Raw genomic sequence first — 20,427 nt, 5'->3', positions numbered from 1 at the left:
GCTCTTTATTGGGGAGGCCGTGATGGCCGTGTCGAGAGATCAGGCTGCGCGCGTCCTCCGTCAGGAACCGGTGGAGACGGCGGCGGAGCAGGCGGGCAGCGAAGCTGCGACCGAGAAATCGGCCGTGCTCACCGAGCAATTGCGCTCTCATGTGGCCGAAGAGACCAAGCGCCGCACCAGCGAAGCGCCGGAGAAGCCCGTGACCGACAAGCCGGCCCCGACTGCTGCTGCGGGTGCTCCCAAATCCGGCAAACGCAAATTCGTCATGATGGGCATCGGCCTCGTGCTGGCGCTCGCGGCGGCGAGCTATGCCGGTTACTACACGCTGGTCGGACGCTTCTTCGTCTCGACCGACGACGCCTATGTCCGCGCCAACAACACCATGCTGGGCGCGCGCGTGGCTGGCCATATCTCCACGATCCTGGCGGCCGACAACAAGCTGGTGCATGCCGGCGACACTATCCTGCGCATCGACGACGGCGACTACAAGATCGCGGTCGACGCCGCGGCGGCCAGGATAGCGACCCAGCAGGCCACCATCGACCGGATCGGTCGGCAGATCGCGGCGCTCGACAGCCAGGTCGTGCAGGCCAAGGCGCAATTCGTCTCGGCGGAAGCGGGCCTCAAGCGCGCCGATCTCGACTATGAGCGCCAGCAGGCGCTGAGCAGCAAGGGCTTTGCCTCGCGCGCCACGTTCGAAACCTCGGAAGCCGGACGCGATCAGGGCGCCGCCGCGGTCAAGGCCGCGCAGGCCGCCTACGACGTCTCGGTCAGCAATGTCGACGTCGCCAAGGCGCAGCAGGCCGAAGCGCAGGCGCAGCTCGCCGAGCTCAAGACCACGCTCGCCAAGGCCGAGCGCGACCTCTCCTTCACCGCGGTACGCGCGCCGGTCGACGGCATCTTCTCCAACCGTCTGGTCAGCGCGGGCGACTTCATCGCCGTCGGCCAGCGGCTCGGCAATGTCGTACCGCTCGACGACGTTTATATCGACGCCAATTTCAAGGAAACTCAGCTCAAGCGCATCCGCCCCGGCCAGCCGGTGACGATCAAGGTCGATGCCTACGGCATGCGCAAGTTCTCCGGGGTCGTCGACAGCATCGCGGCGGGCGCGGGCTCGGTGTTCACGCTGCTGCCGCCGGACAACGCCACCGGCAACTTCACCAAGATCGTGCAGCGCGTGCCGGTCCGCATCCGCGTGCCCAAGTCGGTCGCAAGGCAGAACCTGCTGCGCGCCGGCATGTCGGTCTATGCGAGCGTCGACACCAACAAGGGTGCCGCCGACGCCGACAGCGAGATCGATCTCGACGATCCCACCATGATCCATCCGCAGTAGGATTGCTGCAATGAGGTCATACGCACTCTTGCTCCAGGCGCAGGTGCGCTCCCTCTCCCGCTTGCGGGAGAGGTGCACCGACCCCGCGGCTTGCAGCGATCAGAGCTGACAGATGGCAACCGCCACGACTGCTTCACCTGCCATGATGGCGGCCGCCGCTTCGGAGCGCATCGCGCCGAAGCGGCTGATCGCGTTCATCGTGATGGTGTTCGGGATGTTCATGTCGATCCTGGACATTCAGATCGTCTCGGCGTCCTTGAGCGAGATTCAGGCCGGCCTGTCGGCGAGCTCGAGCGAAGTCTCCTGGGTCCAGACCGCCTATCTGATCGCCGAAGTGATCGCGATCCCGCTGTCGGGATTCCTGTCGCGCGCCTTCGGCACGCGGCTGCTGTTCGCGATCTCGGCGGCCGGATTCACCCTGTCGAGCCTCGCCTGCGGTTTTGCCACCACGATCGAGGAGATGATCCTCTGGCGCGCGCTCCAGGGTTTTCTCGGCGCCGGCATGATCCCGACGGTGTTCGCCTCCGCCTATACCGTGTTCCCGCGCTCGAAATTCCACATCGTTGGTCCCATCATCGGTCTGGTCGCGACGCTGGCGCCGACGATCGGACCGACGGTCGGCGGCTACATCACCGATCTGATGTCGTGGAATTGGCTGTTCTTCATCAACGTCGTGCCCGGCATCGGCATCACCCTCGGCGTGCTGGCGCTGGTCGATTTCGACGAGCCGCATTTCGAGCTGCTCGACCGCTTCGACTGGTGGGGCCTGATGTTCATGGCCGGCTTCCTCGGCACGCTGGAATATGTGCTGGAGGAAGGTCCGCAATATGAATGGCTGCAGGACACGACCGTGGCGATCTGCGCGTGGATCTGCCTCGTCTGCGCAATTGCCTTCTTCGTGCGCGTCTTCACCGCCGCCGAGCCGATCGTCAATCTGCGCACCTTCACCGACCGCAATTTCGCCGTCGGCTCGACGCTGCAATTCTGCATCGGCATCGGCCTCTACGGCCTGACCTACATCTACCCGCGCTATCTCGCCGAGGTGCGCGGCTACAGCGCGCTGATGATCGGCGACACCTTGTTCGTGTCGGGCATCACCATGTTCCTGGTCGCGCCGCTGGTCGGCCGGCTGATGGCGAGCGTCGACATGCGCTACATGATCGCGTTCGGCCTGGTCGTGTTCGCGCTCGGCTCCTATCAGATGACCTGGATCACGCGCGACTACGACTTCTACGAGCTGCTCGTGCCGCAGATCCTGCGCGGCATCGGCATGATGTTCGCGATGGTGCCGACCAACAACATCGCGCTGGGCACGCTGGCGCCGGAACGGGTGAAGAACGCGAGCGGCCTGTTCAACCTGATGCGCAATCTCGGCGGCGCGGTCGGGCTCGCCGTCATCAACACCGTGCTCAACGACCGCACCGACCTCCACATCGCCCGCCTCCAGGACCGCGTGACCTGGGGCAACACGACCGCGACCGAAACGCTGAACATGTTCATGCAGAAATTCCAGGGGCTCGGCGACTCCTCGCTGATGGCGATGAAGCAGCTCAGCCAGATCGTGCACCGGCAGGCCGTGGTGATGAGCTTCGGCGACGCCTTCTTCATCCTGACGCTGTTCTATCTCGGCCTCAGCCTGCTGGTCACGTTGCTGAACAAGCCGGCCTCGCCGTTCGGCGCCGGCGGCGACGCGCACTGACGCTACGCAAATAGGACGAGCCATACACTCGGTGTCATCGCCCGGCTCGACCGGGCGATCCAGTATTCCAGAGACATCAGTAGCTTAAGGAGAAGCCGCGGCGTACTGGATGCCCCGGTCAAGCCGGGGCATGACAGCGCAGAATGGGGGAGCGGCGGTTGCACACCACGGCATCCCGCATCAAATTGCAATACTCGCGCGCAATCTCGCGCGGGCCCCGTTGCAAATCGCGGACGACACATCTATAAAGCGCGCCTCATTCATTGAAACCGGGGAGGGATTTGCATGATTTCGTCGCATTCGCAGATCGTACGCCCGCGCTCGATGATGTTCTGGCTCGGTATGTGCTCGGCCCTGTAGAGGCCCTTTCCGCCAGTTTCGATTGGGCCCCAGGGTCCCGATCTCTCCGCTTCCCAAGTCCAAGTCAAAGTTGAATGACGCCGTTTCGGCCCTCGCGGCCGGGCTGCGTCCATCGATGGAGCCGGCCCGCGCCAGAGCGGCCGGATGATGCCATGACCACTCTGTCCAAACGGCCCGCGGCGATCCGCGTGGTGCTGCCGTTCGTATTCCGGCACTGGCTCAAGCAGCCGGGGCGTACGCTCGTCGTTGCCGGCAGCCTGTTAGGGGCGACCGTGGCCGACCTGTTCATGCCGGTGTTCTCGGGGCACCTGATCGATGCGCTGACGCGCGGCCCGTCCGATCCCGAGGCGCGTCACGCGGCGCTGATCGCGTTGGGCGGCATCGTCGTCCTCGGCGCGGCCTCGATGGTGCTGCGGCTGACCGGGCTCCAGGTGATCGTGCCGTTCACGCTCAAGATCATGTCCGATGTGGCGCAGGATGCCTTCATGCGTGTCCAGCGCTTCTCGACCGATTGGCACGCCAATTCGTTCGCAGGCTCCACGGTGCGCAAGGTCACCCGCGGCATGTGGGCGCTCGACCTGTTGAACGACACCATCCTGCTGGCGCTACTGCCTTCGCTGTTCGTGCTGGTCGGCTCGATGATCCTGCTCGGCGTGCACTGGGCCTCGCTCGGCGCGGTGATCGCGCTCGGCGCGGCGACCTATGTCATCACGACGGTGCTGTTCTCGACGCGCTACATCGCGCCGGCCGCTCGAGTCTCCAATGCCTGGGACACCAAGGTCGGCGGCACGCTGGCGGATGCGCTGACCTGCAATGCGGTGGTGAAATCGTTCGGTGCCGAAGCGCGCGAGGATGCGCGGCTTGCACGCGTGATCAAGCGATGGCGCGTGCGGGTGCGGCGAACCTGGTTGCGCTACAACTACACCGCCATGACGCAGCTCTCGCTGTTGTTGTGCCTGCGGGGGTCGGTGATCGGCGGATCGGTGCTGCTGTGGATGTCCGGGCATGCCTCGCCCGGCGACGTCACCTATGTGCTGACCAGCTACTACGTCATCCACGCTTACTTGCGCGATGTCGGCATGCACATCAACAACCTCCAGCGCTCGGTCAACGACATGGAGGAGCTGGTGGCGATCCATGACGAGCCGATCGGCATCGCTGACGCGGCCGGGGCGCGGCCGATCGCGATCGTTGGCGGCGAGATCGTGTTCGACGACGTCACGTTCCACTATGGCGGCCATCGCGCGCCGCTGTACGACGGGCTGTCGGTGAGGATCCGTGCCGGCGAGCGCGTCGGCCTGGTCGGCCGCTCCGGCTCCGGCAAGACGACTTTCGTCAAGCTGGTGCAGCGGCTCTATGACGTCAGCGGCGGCCGCATCCTGATTGACGGGCAGGACATCGCCAAGGCCACGCAGCAATCGCTGCGCAGCCAGATCGCGATCGTGCAGCAGGACCCGATCCTGTTTCACCGCTCGCTCGCCGAGAACATCGCCTATGGCCGGCCTGGTGCCAGCCTGGAGGCGATCGAGCAGGCGGCACGGCTCGCCAATGCGCACGACTTCATCCTGCGTCTGCCGAAGGGCTACGGCACGCTGGTCGGCGAGCGCGGCGTCAAACTGTCCGGCGGCGAGCGGCAGCGTGTGGCGCTGGCGCGTGCTTTCCTGGCGGATGCGCCGGTGCTGATCCTGGACGAGGCGACGTCGAGCCTCGATTCGGAATCGGAGGCGCTGATCCAGCAGGCCGTGGAGCGGCTGATGAAAGGCCGCACCTCGATCGTGATCGCGCACCGGCTGTCGACGGTACGCAGCCTCGATCGCATCCTGGTGTTCGACCGCGGCGAGATCGTCGAGCAGGGCACGCACGGCCTGCTCGCGGCCAAACCGAGCGGCATCTATCGCAGCCTGTTCGAGCGCCAGGTGGTGGAGCTCGGGCATATCGCAGCAGCGGAATGAAAAATGGCGCGTGGCCGACGGAGCAGTCTCCGGAAAGCCACGCCGCCAGGAATGGACTGACATGAAAGACCTGACACGCGGCTCCATCGTGAGCCACATCCTGCACATGGCGCCCCCGATCATGGTCGGGATGGTCACGATCATGATCTGCCAGCTCGTCGATCTCTACTTCGTCTCCGGATTGGGCGACGCCGCCGTTGCGGGGGTCGCCGGGGCCGGCAATGCGGGCTTTCTCGTCAACGCACTGATGCAGGTGCTCGGCGTCGGCGCGGTGGCGCTGATCGCGCACGCCGTCGGACGCAAGGACCGCGACGATGCGAACCTGATCTTCAATCAGGCGATCGTGCTGTCCGTGGTGTTCGGCGTGTTGACCCTGGTCGCAGGTGCCGCGCTGTCGCGGCTCTACATGCGTTCGATCGCCGCGGACCAGGCCACGATCGAGGCCGGGACCACTTATCTGTTGTGGTTCATGCCGGCCCTCGCGCTGCAATTCGCGACCCAGGTGATGGCATCCGCGCTACGGGCCACCGGCATCGTGCGGCCCGCGATGATGGTGCAGGCGCTTGCCGTCGGCATCAACATCGCGCTGGCGCCGGTCCTGATCATGGGCTGGGGCACCGGCTATCCGCTCGGCGTTGCCGGTGCGGGGCTGGCAAGTTCGATCGCGGTGCTGATCGGCGTTGCGATGCTGCTCGCTTATTTCCGCAAGGTCGAGCGCTACGTCGCGTTCAATCCGGCGCAGTGGCGCCCGCAGCTCCGCCATCTGAAGCGCATCCTCAATGTCGGTCTGCCCGCCGGCGGCGAGTTCGCGATGATGTTCATCTTCATGGCGGTGGTCTATTACGTGCTGCGCGATTTCGGCGCGACGGCGCAGGCGGGTTTCGGGATCGGGCAGCGCGTCCTGGGCCTGATCCAGATGCCCGCGCTTGCGGTTGCGCTCGCCGCGGGACCGATCGCGGGCCAGAACGTGGGTGCCGGCAATAGCGCGCGCGTGCGGGAAACCTTCGTCAAGGCCGCGCTGATCGCTAGCGGTGTGATGATCGGCTTCCTCTGCGTTGCGCAGTTCAAGCCGGAGCTCTTGCTCGCCGGCTTCTCGAACGACCGGGAAACCATGGCGATCGCCTTCCTGTTCCTGCGGATCATCTCGCTCAACATGGTGGCCCAGGGCCTGATCTTCACCTGCTCGAGCATGTTCCAGGGCCTCGGCAACACCAAGCCGGTGCTGTGGAGCTCGGCAACGCGCGTATTCACCTACTCGCTGCCTGCCCTCTGGCTCTCGACGCGGCCGGGCTTTCGGATGGAGCACGTCTGGTACCTGTCGCTCGCGGCGACCACGTTGCAGGCGTCTCTCAGCTTGTGGCTGCTGCGCCGCGAATTCAGGAAGCAGTTGGGGCGTCCGAAAGAGAAAGTTGCAGAACCGGCGAGCCCTGAGCCCGTCGTGCCGCTCGCACGTGAGCCCGCGTAACGACAGCATGTTTCATCCCAGCAGCTCCGGCTCATTTGCCGGGGCTGTCAGGTGTCGCTAGAGCGTACTGATACTGTTCCAGACGAGGCCGACGCCCGACAGGAACAGGAGGCCGAGCACGACGTCGCCAAAATGCTTGTCGCTCAGCGCGTGATAGACGCGCGCGCCGGCCCATGCGCCGATCAGCGTGCCGGGAAAGGCGACCAGCGCGAGCCACACCACCTTCAGCGCGACCAGGCCCGACGTCGTCTGCAACACCAACGCGGCCGCGAGCACCGTGAAATTGAAGAGCTGGAAGATGCCGCGCCGCTCGTGCTTGTTCCAGCCGCGGATGTTGGCCCACAGGATCGGCAGCGGCCCGGACAATCCGGCAAGGCCGCCCAAGATGCCGCCGGCAAAGCCGATCGCGCCGTCGACGATGCGGCCGCCGAACTTGATGGCGAGCGGCTTCTTGTTCAGATAGAGCGCGGTCGAGAAGATCAGCAGTAGCACGCCGACGCTCAGCTTGAAGACCTTTGGATCGGCGGAAGCCACCATCATGGTGCCCAGCGGCACGCCGACCAGCCCGCCGATCAGGAACGGCCAGACCAGCGAGAGGTCAAAGCTCTTCCACATCGACGGCAACGTCGAGGTCTGTGCGATCACCGAGCAGATCAGCACCAGCGGCACCGCGAGCGAGGGCGGCAGCACGTAGAGCCAGATGCCGAGCGCCATCAGCGCCGTGCCGAATCCGGCCAGCCCCGAGACGAAGCCGCCGGCCAGCGCGCCGAACAGCAGCAGCGCGTAGTTGGACGTGTCCACCAATCAATCCCTGTCGTTACCGGCCATCGCGAACGGTTGATCGCCGTCTGCGGCATAGCACGGCGGCGGCGGGGAGCGTCAATTCAGTGCTATCCGTCGCCGCTTGCCTGCGTTGCGCTCCCACCACCCGTATCAGCATCAACGAATTCTGCTACACGATCTGCCTCGCGTCGGCGGGCCTGTGCAGCGCGCCGACGAGGATGCGCAGCGCCTCCGTCAATTCCGGTCGGTTGCGCGCCGCGCCGAGCGAGACACGCGCCGCATGGGGCGGTATTCCGTCGACTGCGAAGGCATCGCCGGTAACGACCGCGAGCCCATTTCGCAACAGATGCGCCGCGACGTCGGGCCGACCATCGGGTAGTGTGAGCCAGAGATGATGGGCAGTTGGCTTGGCCAGGAACTGAAAGCCCTTCAGCGCGCGCTGGGCCAGTTGCTGGCGCCCGACGGCCTCGTTGCGGATGGCGGCGATAATGCGATCGGCGATGCCGTTCTCCAGCCAATGCGTTACCAGCGCGACCATCAGCGGCGCCGGCATCTGTACATTGGCTTGCAGATAGCCGCGCATCTCCTGCTGCGAATGGCTGTCGGGCGTCAGCAGATAGGCGACACGCAACGCCGGCGCGATGCATTTCGACAGCGTGGTCGCCAGATATGTCCGCTCCGGAATGAGATTGGCGATTGGCGACGCCGCGCGATCGAGCAGCCCATAGGCGTCGTCCTCGATCAGCAAAGTGCCGGCATCGCGGATGATCTTTGCGATCGCGCCACGCCGCTCGGCGGAGAGCGTCGCTGTGGTCGGATTGTGCAGGGTCGGAATGAGGTAGATGGCCTTTGGCTTGTGCGTGCGACAGGCCTTTGCCAGTGCGTCGGGAACGATGCCGCCCTCATCCATCGCCACGCCGACGAGCTTGACGTCGAGCCGTGCAGCGGCAGCCTTGATGCCGGGAAAGGTGAGCGCTTCCGTCAGCACGACATCACCGGGCCGCGCGAGATCGGCGAGCAGGTTGAACAGAATCGTCTGCGCGCCCGGAAAGATCACGAGCCGGTCGGCGCGCGCATGCGGAACGCGGGCGCGCAGCCATCTCGCCGCGACCTCGCGCTCATGTGCGCTGCCGCCGGGCGGCTGGTAGTTGAGATACGCAGTCAGGCCCGATTGCGCGCGGATCGCCTCCAGCCCGGTCATGATGCGCTCGTCGAGCTGCGCCTCCAGCGGATGCGGCGGCACGTTCATCGAGAGGTCGATGGCGACGGGATGGGGCAGGTCGACCGCGCGGCGCGCGCTGGTCTCGGACACGAACGACCCCTGGCCGACGCGGGCCTCCATGATGCCGCGGCGCCGCGCCTCGGTGTAGGCGCGCGTCACCGTGGTGAGGTCGATGCCGAGAGCTTTTGCCAGCGCGCGCTGGGTCGGCAATTGTTGTCCGCGCACCAGACGGCCGGCGGCGATGTCGGCCTCCATGGCTTCGACGATGCGCTGGTAGCGCGGCCCGCTCAGCTCCGAGATTGTAGGGGTCCAATCCATGCAATGTGAGTCCATATTGTTTGAATGTATGGATGCAAGACATTATTGTATGGATCGAGGAAAGGGAAGAGGTGTGGCCATGGCGACGGTCTCTCTGGCAAGGGCGATGTGGCGCGGCTTTCGGGGCAAGTGCCCGAACTGCGGCGAAGGGCATGCGTTCGGCCGCTTCCTGAAGGTGGCCGATAGCTGCGACCATTGCGGCGAGGAGCTGTCTCACCAGCGCGCCGACGACTTTCCCGCCTATCTCGTGATGGTCGTTGTCGGCCACCTCGTGGTGCCGGCGATCCTCGCGGTCGAGACCGCCTATGCGCCGGCCGTCTGGCTGCAGCTCGCGGTGTGGCTCCCGGTGACGCTGTTCGCCTCGCTCGCGCTGCTGCAACCGACCAAGGGCGCGATCGTCGGGCTGCAATGGCAGATCGGCATGCATGGCTTCGAAGCGAGCAAGCTGCGGCGTGAGGCCGGCCTGCTTGCGCCGGTTCTGGTGAAGGCGCAGACGCGCGCGGCCTAAGCAACGTTTACATCCCGGGCTCGGCCGCTACACTCCATCGCATCAACAAAAGCGATGGAAACGCCGATGACCGCACGCTCGAAGACCTTCCTGCTCTGTCACGGTGCGTGGTCCGGCGGATGGTCCTGGAAGAAGATGCATCCGCTGATGGCGCAGGCCGGGCACCGCCTGGTCACGCCGACCTATACCGGGCTCGGTGAGCGCGCGCATCTGGCTACTCCCGCGATCGATCTCGATACCCATATCCAGGACATCCTCAACGTCATCAAGTTCGAGGACCTCAGTGACCTCGTGCTGCTCGGCCACAGCTATGGCGGCATGGTCGCCACGGGTGTTGCCGATCGCGCGCGAGAGCGCATCACGCAACTGATTTATCTCGACGCCTTCGTGCCGCGCGACGGCCAGTCGCTGTTTGATCTCAATGAAGGCGGGCGTGAGCCGATGCGCAAGGCAGCAAGCTCGGGTGACGGCTATCGCATTCCGCCGAACCCGCCGCCGCCGGATACGCCGCAAGCCGATCTCGACTGGCTCAATGCGCGCAGGGTGGCCATGCCGATCAAATGTTTCGAGACGAGGCTGAAGTTCCAACACGGCGAGCCGGCGATGCCGCGCAGCTACATCTACTGCAAGCGCATTCCACCAGGCGATGTGTTCGGGCAGTTCGCGAAGCGGACCAAGAACGAAGATGGCTGGCGCTATTTCGAGCTGGATGCGAGTCATGCGCCGAACGTCACGGCGCCGGAGGCGCTGATGGGTATGTTGAGCGAGATCGTCGGCTGACTCACAGCCGTCATTCCGGGGCTCGCGAAGCGAGAGCCCGGGTTCGCGACTTTGTCGCGCCCCAGAATGACGGTGCCAAAATGGTGAGGGGCCCGATGCGTTAGCATCGAACCCCTCGTTGCTTCCTTACCAAGACGCGTTTTCTTCACGCGAACCGGAAAACCACTTCGCGCGAAAACGCTTTAGAGTATCAGCCGGCCTGTAAGCCGGGTTCTGTAGGGCACCGCCTGCTTGCGCCGGCGATACGTGACGGCCATTCCTCTGGGACCATGTTTGCACATGGCCTCGAGCAACCTACCCGGACGGCGGGCCTGACATCGCCCCGCGGCGTTATCGCTTGCGCGATCGGCCCGCATTTGCCGTCCCTATTCGGTTTTGCTCCCGGTGGGGTTTACCATGCCGGCTCCGTTGCCGGAGCCGCGGTGCGCTCTTACCGCACCTTTTCACCCTTACCCGCCTGCGCAGCTTGCGCTGCTTCGGCGTGGCGAGCCCGAGGGCTTGTCACGCCATAGCCCCGAAGGGGGCGAAGGCGGGCGGTTCGTTCTCTGTGGCACTTTCCCTGAGGTCACCCTCGCCGGACGTTATCCGGCACCGCATGTCAAGGGAGCCCGGACTTTCCTCCCCGGCGGCCTTTCGGCACTTGCAGGGGCGGCCGTCCGGCCGACTGACGGCTTACGCATGGGCCATTTGTGACGGTTCCGTCAAGCGGAGATCGCCGCGCACGCGGCCTGCAAATAATTTATCCTGAAGATGTCGTCTGGTGTGCACCCCGTTCGACTGGGTGTCGGCGATCCAGCCGAACAACAGGAGCTAAGGAATGCAATATCTGCTGCTGATCTACCGGAACGAAGCGAAACTGAGCAACATGTCCCCCGCCGACCGTCAGGCGGTGTCGGCGGAGTACGGCGTTTATACGCAGTCCATCATCCAGAGTGGCAACTTCAAGGCCGGCGACGGACTTCAGCCGACAACGACGGCGACCACCGTGCGCGTGCGCGAGGGAAAGACCCTGACGACCGACGGCCCATTTGCGGAGACCCGCGAGCAGCTCGGCGGCTACTATCTGGTCGAGGCCAAGGATCTCGACACTGCCATTGCCCTGGCTGCGCGGATTCCCGAAGCCAGGGAAGGGTCGATCGAGGTCAGGCCGATCATGATCTACAAGTGATCTCTCCTGCCGACATCGAAAAGATCTTCCGCGACGAGGCGGGGCGGGCGCTGGCCACGCTGATCCGCCTCGTCGGTGATTTCGATCTTGCCGAAGACGCGCTCCAGGACGCCTTTGCCGTCGCGCTGGAGCGCTGGTCGGCGTGCGAGGTCCCCGACAATCCGCGCGCCTGGCTGGTCAACGTCGCCCGCAACAAGGCAATCGACCGCATCCGCCGCCAGGTTGCGTTTCGCGCCAGGCAGCAGGCGCTGGTGCACGAGCTCGAGCTCAACGCCCAAGGGCCCGACGAGGCGGCGGCGACACCCGACGACGATATGCTGCGGCTGATCTTCACCTGCTGCCATCCGGCGTTCGCGGCCGAAGTCCAGGTCGCGCTCACGCTGCGCACGGTCTGCGGCCTCTCCACAGCGCAGGTGGCGCGCGCGTTCCTCGTCGGCGAGGAGGCGATGGCACAGCGCCTCGTCCGCGCCAAGCAGAAGATCAGGCTCGCCGGCATTCCCTACGAGGTGCCGGAGCACGCTGCGCTGGCGCCGCGGCTCAACGGCGTGCTCGCCGTGATCTATCTCGTCTTCACCGAAGGTTATGTCGCGACCTCAGGCGCGGATTTGATGCGGCCCGATCTCGCAGTCGAGGCGATCAGGCTCGGCCGGTTGCTCGACCGGCTGATGCCGGATCGCGCCGGGATCAAGGGCCTGCTTGCGTTGATGCTGCTGCACGATGCGCGCCGCGCCGGGCGCAAAACGGCTGCGGGCGACATCGTGCTGCTGGAAGAGCAGGACCGTTCGCTGTGGGATCGCGCGCAGATCGAGCAGGGATTGCAGTTGGTGGACGACGCGTTGCGCGTGCCCGGCCGGCCGCAGCCCTATGTGGTGCAGGCGGCGATTGCCGCGCTGCATGCCCGGGCGCCGAGCTTTGAGCAGACCGATTGGCCGCAGATCGCGGGGCTCTACGAAGTGCTGCTGCGTATCAGTCCGTCGCCGGTGATCGAGCTCAACCACGCTGCCGCAGTCTCGATGGTCGACGGTCCTGCGCGCGCGCTCGATCTCGTGGATGCCATCGCGGCACGCGGTCGGCTCGATGGCTACGAGCTGCTGCCGGCGGTGCGCGCGGATTTGTTGCGAAGGCTTGGGCGCAAGGAGGAAGCGCGCGAAGCGTACGCAGCGGCGACCGGGGCGACGCAGTTGGAGCCGCTGCGGAGGCTGTATGCGCGGCGGGTGAGGGAGATGGACTAGCGGCCACATCCTCCGTCATTGCGAGCGCAGCGAAGCAATCCAGTCTGCCTCCTCTGAAACAGTCTGGATTGCTTCGTCGCAAGAGCTCCTCGCAATGACGAGCCTGTGGTTAGCATCGTCACTTTGATGCGACGTTGGTCCCTTCCGCCGGCAGGCTCGCCAGCAGCGCCTGCAAGGTCGACAGCGTCGAGTGATCGGCGACACCGTCGAGTCGCGCCGGGCGGAAATGGCGCTGGAAGGCGGTGACGACTTCCATCGTCGATGCGTCGTATTTGCCGGTCAGCGGCACGCCATAGCCATATCGGGCGAGTGCCTGCTGCAGGCTCAGCACCTCGTCGCTGATGGTGCCGAGCATCAGGCTTTCGCCGCGCACCACGGGTGCGGGCGTGACCCAATGACCGACGCCGGAATTGGCCAGCGAATGCCACGGAAATTTTTCGCCGGGATCCTTTTTGCGCGCGGGCGCCACGTCGGAATGACCGAGCACCCGCTGCGCCGACACTTTTCGGCGAAGCATGATGCCGCGGCAAAGCGCGATCACGGCCGCGATCTGGCGCAGCGGGTACTCGGGATAGCCCCAATCGTGGCCGCGATTGACGATCTCGATCCCGATCGAGCAGGAGTTGATGTCGTCCTCGCCGGCCCAGGACGAGACGCCGGCATGCCAGGCGCGCCTGGCTTCCGGTACGCATTGCACGATGCGGCCGTCCTCGAGCACGACGTAATGCGCCGACACTTCGGTCCCTGCCGTGCACAGACGCGCCAGCGCGCCCTCGACATCGGGCATGCCGGTGTAGTGCAGCACGATCATGTCGGGCTGCCGTCCCTTGTTGCGCTCGCCGTGATTGGGCGAGGGGATGATGTCGGAGACGATCGAGGAATCCGGCTCGAACGTCCGCATGTTCGCCGCGGCCTTGGGAACCGGGAGAACGCGCTGACGCTTCGAATCAGTTCCAGACGGCGTGGACGGACCGGACGGCATAAACAGCTCAAGTCGGACAGGAGAGTGGGCCAAGCCCTTCTCTTTACTATTCCTTTACCGTCCGCTTCGCGCAATCGCGCGGTGCGGTTAACGGGTGCATTTTGGGCTTAGTGTGTGGATGAGGCATCACCGTCCATTCACCTTTTCGACTTGTAACCGAGCGATCAACACTTTCTTAACGCTAAGGGCCGTTACTAAGAGGTGAAGAGCCGACCCGCGTCCGGAGGCGGCCAAAGCGTTTTTGGCTCGAAATCCCATGGCTGCCCGACAAATTCCACTGGGAACACCGGGCGTGCCATCAGGGACGACCGGGCTCGGCAAGCATGCTGGACAGGGGTTGGGTCGTGGAACCGCCGCGACGCGGAATCATTCGAGGCGTGATGGGCTTTGTCGCCCCCGATATCATCCGGTCGTTCGGCAGGCGCGGCGCATGAGCTCCGCGCCCCACATTCCCGTGCTTGGCCGCGAGGCGATCGATCATCTCGCCCCACGCGAGGGCGGCATCTATATCGACGCCACCTTCGGTGCCGGCGGTTATAGCCGAGCGATACTCGACGTGCCGGGAACCCGCCTGATCGCGATCGATCGCGACCGCACGGCGATCGCCGGTGGCGCCGAGCTGGTCGAGCGTTCCGCCGGCCGGCTGACGCTGGTCGAGGACCGCTTCTCGAATCTCGCCGAGGTCTGCGTGGCGCAGGGCATCGACGCCGTCGACGGCGTGGTGATGGATGTCGGCGTCTCTTCGATGCAGCTCGACCAGGCCGGTCGCGGCTTCTCGTTCCGCCTCGACGGGCCGCTCGACATGCGGATGGGGCAGGCGGGGCCGACCGCGGCTGACATCGTCGCCCGCGCCTCGGAAAGCGATCTCGCCGACATCATCTATCTCTTCGGCGAGGAGCGGCATTCGCGACGCGTGGCCCGCGCCATTGTGGCGGACCGGCAGGAGACTCCCTTCACGACGACGCGAGCCCTCGCCGATCTCGTCGGCAGGGTGGTTCGCTCCAAGCCCGGGGACATTCATCCCGCGACCCGGACGTTCCAGGCCCTGCGCATCTTCGTCAATGAAGAGCTCGAGGAGCTTCAGACCGCGCTTGCGGCGGCCGAGCGCGTGCTCAGGCCGGGCGGCCGTCTCGTGGTCGTCTCGTTTCATTCGCTGGAAGACCGCATCGTCAAGAATTTCCTTAGCCTGCGCTCAAAGACCGGCGGCGGCTCGCGGCATCTGCCGGAAATGGCGCAGGCGGCGCCGAGCTTCGAGCTGTTGACGCGGCGGCCGGTCGTCGCCGGCGAGGAGGAAATCGCGCACAATCCGCGCGCCCGTTCCGCAAAGCTGCGCGCCGCCGAACGCACCTCGGCGCCGGCGCATGAGGACAGCGAGCCGTCCTCCTGGCCAAAACTCTCCGACGTCATGAGGGGTGGCTAGCGCATGCGCATCATCCACCTCCTCGTCATCGGCGCGCTGATCTTCGCGGCGGCCTATGTCTACCGGATCAAGATGGACTCCACCGCCCGCACCGAGAAGGTGCTGCGGCTGCATGCGGAAATCCGCGAGCAGCGCGACGCAATCGCGTCGCTGCGTTCCGACTGGGCCAAGCTCGACGCGCCGTTACGCTTGCAAGGCCTCGCCGAGCGGCATCTGCCGCTCAAGCCGATCAACGCCACGCAATATGACTCATTGAAGAACCTGCCCGAGCGGCCGCCGCGCTTGTTCAGGCCGGGCGAGCCCGATCCGATCGGGTCCATGATCAGCACCATCGAAGCCGCGAGCGATCCGGATACGGTGACGGGCTCCGTGCCTCATCCCGAGGACAAGCAATGAGTCCCGCGACCCCTGCGAAACCCGTTGAACCGTGGCGGCAGCGATTGATCCGCAGCCTGCTCTACGGGCGCAATGTCGATCGCGCCGCGAAGGCGCGGGCACGCGTCGGGCTCGCAATACTCGCCTTTGCGGTGGTCTACCTCCTGATCGGCAGCCGGCTCGTGATGTTCGCGATCGGCGCCGACGCCCACAGTGCGCGGCGCGCTGCGGCGCAGGAGGTGGTTGCGACCGCGCGGCCCGACATCGTCGACCGCAACGGCGCGATCCTCGCGACCGACGTCAAGGCGTCGAGCCTGTTCGGCGAGCCGCGCCGTATCATCGACAAGGACGAGGCGATCGAGCTTCTGACCGCGACCGTGCCCGACCTCGACGAGGCCGAGGTGCGCGAGCGCCTGTCGTCGCGCAAGGGTTTCGTCTGGCTGAAGCGCGAGATCACGGCGAAGCAGCAGCAGGACATCCACAAGCTCGGCATTCCCGGCATCGGCTTCCTGCGCGAGAACAAGCGCGTCTATCCGAGCGGCAACGAGGTCGCCCACCTCATCGGCCTGGTCAACATCGACAACCAGGGCATCGCCGGCATGGAGAAGTGGCTCGACAATCAAGGGCTCGCCGACCTCCACCGTGCCGGCTTTGCCACCGACCGCCTGCAAAAGCCGATCGAGCTGTCGGTCGATTTGCGCGTCGAGCACGCGCTGCGTGACGAACTGTTGAAGGCCAAGGCGAAGTTCCACTCCAAGGCCGCGTCCGGCCTCGTCACCAACGTCAACACCGGCGAGATCGTGGCGATGGTGTCGGTGCCGGATTTCGACCCGAACAATCCGAAAGAAGCCCACGATCCCGATCGCATCAACCGCCTGACCACGGGCGTCTACGAGATGGGTTCGACCTTCAAGGCCTTCACGCTGGCGATGGCGCTCGATACCGGCAAGTACGGTCTCGACTCGATGTGGGACGCACGAGGGGCCCTGCACTACGGCAAATTCGCTATCCATGACGATGAGCCCAAGGGCCGCTTCCTCTCCATGAAGGAGGTTTTCACCTTCTCCTCCAATGTCGGTGCGGCGCGGATTGCCCTTGCGCAGGGCGTCGAAGCGCACAAGGCATTTCTGCGCAAGATGGGGCAGCTCGATCGGCTGCGCACTGAACTGCCGGAGAGTGCCTCGCCGATCCTGCCGCGGCGCTGGAGTGAGCTGAACACCATCACCATCGCGTTCGGCCACGGCATGGCGGTTGCGCCGTTGCAGGCGGTGATGGGCGTCAGCGCGCTTGCGAACGGCGGTCTTCTGATTCCCCCGACCTTCCTCAAACGCTCGGAGGAGGAAGCACGGGCCATCGCCAAGCGCGTGATCAAGCCTGAGACCTCGGAAAAGATGCGCTTCCTGATGCGGCTCAACGCCGAAATCGGCACTGCGCGCAAGGCCGACGTGAAGGGTTACTACATCGGCGGCAAGACCGGGACCGCAGAGAAGGTCGTCAATGGCCGCTATGCCAAGAAGCGCGTGTTGACCGCCTTCACCGCGATCCTTCCGGCGGACAAGCCGCGTTATCAGCTCCTGATCATGCTCGACGAGCCGCAGCCGCTGAAGGAGACCTACGGCTTCATCACCTCGGGCTGGAACGCCGTGCCCACGGCCGGCAATGTCATTGCCCGTATTGGACCGCTTTTGGGCATCGAACCCCGCTTCGACTTGCCGCCGTCCGACCGCCTTATTCTTGCGGCATCGAGAACAACTCAGTAATCAAACGGGGAGGCCATTGCCGCCGCTGAGTCGGGGTTTCCCGAAGATTGGGCCTCCACCACGGCGTCTCGACTGGAAGACCATGAAGCTGCGCGACCTCTTAGGTCAGGATGTCCTGGGCACCGATGCCGAAATCGAGCCCGCCGTTGCGGCGCTCGACGTGACCGGGCTTGCGCTCGACAGCCGTGCGGTCAAGCCGGGGGATTTGTTCTTTGCGCTCGCGGGCAGCAAGACCGACGGTGCACGCTTCGTCGATGCTGCCATTGCTGCAGGTGCGGCGGCGGTCGTCGGCGATCATGCGCCAGCCGGTTGCAAGGTGCCCTTCATCACCATTGCCAATCCGCGCCGCGCGCTGGCGCTGGCCGCGGCCAAATTCTTCCCCGCCCAACCTGCGACCATTGCCGCGGTCACTGGCACCAGCGGCAAAACGTCCGTCGCCGCGTTCACGCGGCAGATCTGGGAGCGGCTTGGGCATGCCTCGGCCAGCATCGGCACCATCGGCCTGGTCTCGCCGAAGCGGACAGTCTATGGCTCGCTGACGACGCCGGATCCGATCGCGCTGCATCGGCAGCTCGACCAGATCGCACACGACGGCGTCACGCATCTTGCGTTCGAGGCGTCCTCGCACGGGCTCGATCAATATCGCCTCGACGGCGTGCGCGTCTCGGCCGGCGGCTTCACCAATCTCTCGCGCGACCACATGGATTACCATCCGACCGTCGCGCACTATCTTGCAGCGAAACTGCGGCTGTTCCGGGAGCTGGTCGCGCCGGGCGGCGCGGCCGTGATCTCGGCCGATCATGATTGCTCGGCCGAAGCGATCGATGCGGCGAAGGCCCGCGGCCTGCGTGTGATGGCGGTCGGCCGCAACGGCGATGGCGCCGGCGAGGGCATCCGCCTCACCGAAGCCGAGGTCGATGGTTTTTCGCAAAAGCTTGCACTGGAGCATCGCGGCAAACGTCATGCGATCCGGCTGCCGCTGGTCGGCGAATTCCAGATCGAGAACGCGCTGGTGTCGGCCGGGCTTGCCATTGGCACCGGCAGCGATGCGGCCATTGTGTTCGCGAGCCTCGAACATCTCGAAGGCGCCAAGGGGCGCCTGGAGCGTGTCGGCGAGCGCAACGGCGCGCCGATCTTCGTCGACTACGCGCACAAGCCCGATGCGCTGGCCAAGGCATTGCAGGCGTTGCGGCCTTACGCCAAGCGCAGGCTGGTCGTCGTGTTCGGCGCCGGCGGAGATCGTGATGCCGGCAAGCGGCCGATCATGGGCGAGATCGCGGCGGACAATGCCGATCGTGTCATCGTCACCGACGACAATCCGCGCAGCGAGAAGCCGGAAGCCATTCGCGCCGCGATTCTCGCGACCGCGACGGGCGCCCGAGAGATCGGCGACCGTGCCGCCGCGATCCGCACGGCGATCGAGGAGCTGGAAGAGGGCGATGCACTGCTTGTCGCCGGCAAGGGCCACGAGACCGGGCAGATCGTCGGCGGCGAGGTGCTCCCCTTCAGTGATCACGAGGCGGTCGCCGCCGCATTAGCGTCGAGGGTCGCATGAGCGCGCCAATCTGGACCGTGGCCGAAGTGGCGCGCGCGCTGGGCGCTGCGGGTTCATTTCCGGCCACACCGATCGACTTCGTCACCCAGGACAGCCGGCTGGTGAAGCCGGGCAGCCTTTTCGTCGCACTGAGCGGCACCCCGAGCGGCGGCTTCATCTCCGCCTTCGCCAGCGCGCGCGACGGTTGGGAGTTCGCGGACAAGGCGGAAGCCTCCGGTGCGGTGGCGATGATCGTACCGCACGAGATCGCGGGCATCCGCATTCCCCAGATCGTCGTCAAGGATACGCTGATCGATGGCTTGTGGGGTCTCGCGCGCGCTGCACGCGCGCGCTTCAACGGACCTGTGATCGGCCTCACCGGCAGCGCCGGCAAGACCAGCACCAAGGAATTCCTCGCTGCCTATCCCGGCGCCTATGCGAGCCCGTCGAGCTTCAACAATTTCTGGGGCGTGCCGCTGACGCTGTGCAATGCCAGGCCCGATGCCAGTCTCTGGGTTGTCGAAATGGGCATGAACCAGCGAGGCGAGATCGCGCGGCTCAGCGACTTGACGCGGCCGACGGTCGCGCTGGTCGTCAACGTCCAGCCCGTGCATCTGGAGAAGCTCGGCTCGCTCGACGCGATCCGCCGCGAGAAGGTGTCGATTGCGCTCGGTCTGCCGTCGGATGGCGTGCTGGTGCTGCCGGCCGGGATCAAGGCACCCGATTGGAAGGGCAAGGTGGTCCGTTTCGGCGAGAGCGCCGAGGTGCACGAGATCACGCACGCGCCGCACGGCGAGAGCTGGCAAGTGGTCGCCGCGATCGGCAAGACGGAAATCGCGTTCAGCCTGACGCCGGGGGCGCCGCACCGGGTGCAGAATGCGCTGGCTGCGCTCGCCTCGATCCATGCCGCGAAGCTCGATGCCGCGACGCTCGCGATCAAGCTCGATCGGGTCGGCATCATGACCGGCCGAGGTGTCGAGCAGGCGGTCGGCGGCGTCACCGTGATCGACGACAGCTTCAACGGCAATCCGGCCAGCGTGGCTGCTGCGCTGCAAAGCCTCCAGGCGCGACACATGAGCGGTGGCCGCCGCATTGCGGTGCTCGGCGACATGCTCGAGCTGGGCGACGACGCGCCCGGCTATCACACTGGCATGGCCGCGCATCTTGCCGGTATCGACGGCGTCTATTGCGTCGGTCCCCTGATGCGCCACCTCTACGACGTGCTTCCCGCCGGCAAAGGCCTCGGCTGGCACGACGATCCCGCCACGCTGAAGCCGAACGATGTTGCGTCGCTTCTGAAGACAGGCGATGTCGTGGTTGTCAAGGGCAGCAAGAAGATGTTCTGGGTCAACAAGTTTGTGCCTGCCCTAGTGGCCGCCTTGCAGGCAAAGGCGTAAACTGCTTGGAAGCGCTGTTCCCATTCCCAGCTTGTTGCGGAGCGACGCTAGCAGGTTTCTTGTGGTGAAGTTTGCTAGAGGTCGCCCGCCCCATGATGAAGACCAGCCAATGCGCGCGAGGCGAGTCTGCGTCTGAAGA

16 protein-coding genes and 1 other RNA gene are annotated in these 20,427 nt (G+C 65.5%); 13 read left to right on the top strand and 4 right to left on the bottom strand.

Features of this window, described 5'->3' with window-relative positions:
- Window positions 1-22 precede the first annotated feature (22 nt).
- The 4 genes from AC0L2O_RS05985 (at window position 23) to AC0L2O_RS05970 (ending at window position 6,809) form a co-directional block, all read left to right on the top strand.
- Window positions 23-1,333: an HlyD family secretion protein gene (locus AC0L2O_RS05985; RefSeq protein WP_473369045.1), complete on the top strand. Its 1,311-nt coding sequence runs from the start codon at window positions 23-25 to the stop codon at window positions 1,331-1,333.
- 112 nt (window positions 1,334-1,445) lie between these two features.
- A complete protein-coding gene (locus AC0L2O_RS05980) occupies window positions 1,446-3,032 on the top strand; it encodes a DHA2 family efflux MFS transporter permease subunit (RefSeq protein ID WP_409192298.1) in 1,587 nt (528 codons plus the stop codon).
- Between the two features lie 512 nt (window positions 3,033-3,544).
- Entirely contained in the window at window positions 3,545-5,344 is a 1,800-nt protein-coding gene (locus AC0L2O_RS05975; protein WP_473369044.1) for an ABC transporter ATP-binding protein, read from the top strand.
- Window positions 5,345-5,405: 61 nt separating this feature from the next.
- A complete protein-coding gene (locus tag AC0L2O_RS05970) occupies window positions 5,406-6,809 on the top strand; it encodes an MATE family efflux transporter (RefSeq protein WP_473369043.1) in 1,404 nt (467 codons plus the stop codon).
- Between the two features lie 57 nt (window positions 6,810-6,866).
- Here AC0L2O_RS05970 and AC0L2O_RS05965 read toward each other — a convergent pair whose 3' ends face one another.
- Both AC0L2O_RS05965 and AC0L2O_RS05960 read right to left on the bottom strand, forming a co-directional pair.
- A complete protein-coding gene (locus tag AC0L2O_RS05965; RefSeq protein ID WP_473369042.1) occupies window positions 6,867-7,610 on the bottom strand; it encodes a sulfite exporter TauE/SafE family protein in 744 nt (247 codons plus the stop codon).
- 151 nt (window positions 7,611-7,761) lie between these two features.
- The gene (locus tag AC0L2O_RS05960) at window positions 7,762-9,132 is read right to left on the bottom strand and encodes an aminotransferase-like domain-containing protein (protein WP_473369041.1); all 1,371 of its coding nucleotides are present in this window, start codon (window positions 9,130-9,132) and stop codon (window positions 7,762-7,764) included.
- Window positions 9,133-9,205: 73 nt separating this feature from the next.
- On the opposite strand from AC0L2O_RS05960, the gene AC0L2O_RS05955 reads away from it, so the two are divergent.
- On the top strand, window positions 9,206-9,640 hold the full coding sequence (locus tag AC0L2O_RS05955; protein ID WP_473369040.1) for a DUF983 domain-containing protein: 435 nt from the start codon (window positions 9,206-9,208) through the stop codon (window positions 9,638-9,640).
- 66 nt (window positions 9,641-9,706) lie between these two features.
- Window positions 9,707-10,420, top strand: a complete 714-nt coding sequence (locus AC0L2O_RS05950) for an alpha/beta hydrolase (RefSeq protein ID WP_473369039.1) — start codon at window positions 9,707-9,709, stop codon at window positions 10,418-10,420.
- Between the two features lie 186 nt (window positions 10,421-10,606).
- On the opposite strand, the gene rnpB is transcribed toward AC0L2O_RS05950, so the two are convergent.
- Window positions 10,607-11,088: RNase P RNA component class A (gene rnpB, locus AC0L2O_RS05945), an RNA gene on the bottom strand.
- Window positions 11,089-11,237: 149 nt separating this feature from the next.
- Between rnpB and AC0L2O_RS05940 the strand changes: the two genes are divergently transcribed.
- Both AC0L2O_RS05940 and AC0L2O_RS05935 read left to right on the top strand, forming a co-directional pair.
- A complete protein-coding gene (locus AC0L2O_RS05940) occupies window positions 11,238-11,588 on the top strand; it encodes a YciI family protein (protein ID WP_473369038.1) in 351 nt (116 codons plus the stop codon).
- Window positions 11,588-12,820: an RNA polymerase sigma factor gene (locus AC0L2O_RS05935; protein WP_473369256.1), complete on the top strand. Its 1,233-nt coding sequence runs from the start codon at window positions 11,588-11,590 to the stop codon at window positions 12,818-12,820. The genes AC0L2O_RS05940 and AC0L2O_RS05935 overlap by 1 nt, the downstream gene beginning before the upstream one ends.
- 118 nt (window positions 12,821-12,938) lie before the next feature.
- Here AC0L2O_RS05935 and AC0L2O_RS05930 read toward each other — a convergent pair whose 3' ends face one another.
- Complete coding sequence (locus AC0L2O_RS05930; RefSeq protein ID WP_369721723.1) at window positions 12,939-13,721, bottom strand: N-acetylmuramoyl-L-alanine amidase; 783 nt, start codon at window positions 13,719-13,721, stop codon at window positions 12,939-12,941.
- Window positions 13,722-14,232: 511 nt separating this feature from the next.
- Here AC0L2O_RS05930 and rsmH point away from each other — a divergent pair.
- The 5 genes from rsmH to AC0L2O_RS05905 all read left to right on the top strand — a co-directional run bounded on the left by rsmH (window position 14,233) and on the right by AC0L2O_RS05905 (window position 20,288).
- Window positions 14,233-15,222: a 16S rRNA (cytosine(1402)-N(4))-methyltransferase RsmH gene (gene rsmH / locus AC0L2O_RS05925; RefSeq protein ID WP_473369037.1), complete on the top strand. Its 990-nt coding sequence runs from the start codon at window positions 14,233-14,235 to the stop codon at window positions 15,220-15,222.
- A 3-nt stretch (window positions 15,223-15,225) separates the two neighbouring features.
- Entirely contained in the window at window positions 15,226-15,618 is a 393-nt protein-coding gene (gene ftsL, locus AC0L2O_RS05920) for a cell division protein FtsL (RefSeq protein ID WP_369721725.1), read from the top strand.
- Complete coding sequence (locus tag AC0L2O_RS05915) at window positions 15,615-17,357, top strand: peptidoglycan D,D-transpeptidase FtsI family protein (RefSeq protein ID WP_369721726.1); 1,743 nt, start codon at window positions 15,615-15,617, stop codon at window positions 17,355-17,357. The genes ftsL and AC0L2O_RS05915 overlap by 4 nt, the downstream gene beginning before the upstream one ends.
- Before the next feature lie 82 nt (window positions 17,358-17,439).
- Entirely contained in the window at window positions 17,440-18,912 is a 1,473-nt protein-coding gene (locus AC0L2O_RS05910; protein WP_473369036.1) for a UDP-N-acetylmuramoyl-L-alanyl-D-glutamate--2,6-diaminopimelate ligase, read from the top strand.
- On the top strand, window positions 18,909-20,288 hold the full coding sequence (locus AC0L2O_RS05905) for a UDP-N-acetylmuramoyl-tripeptide--D-alanyl-D-alanine ligase (protein ID WP_473369035.1): 1,380 nt from the start codon (window positions 18,909-18,911) through the stop codon (window positions 20,286-20,288). The genes AC0L2O_RS05910 and AC0L2O_RS05905 overlap by 4 nt, the downstream gene beginning before the upstream one ends.
- The last annotated feature ends 139 nt before the right edge of the window (window positions 20,289-20,427 follow it).

It is taken from the genome of Bradyrhizobium sp. Kon10, from assembly GCF_055807395.1.
This window is presented reverse-complemented; position numbering and strand designations above follow the sequence as displayed.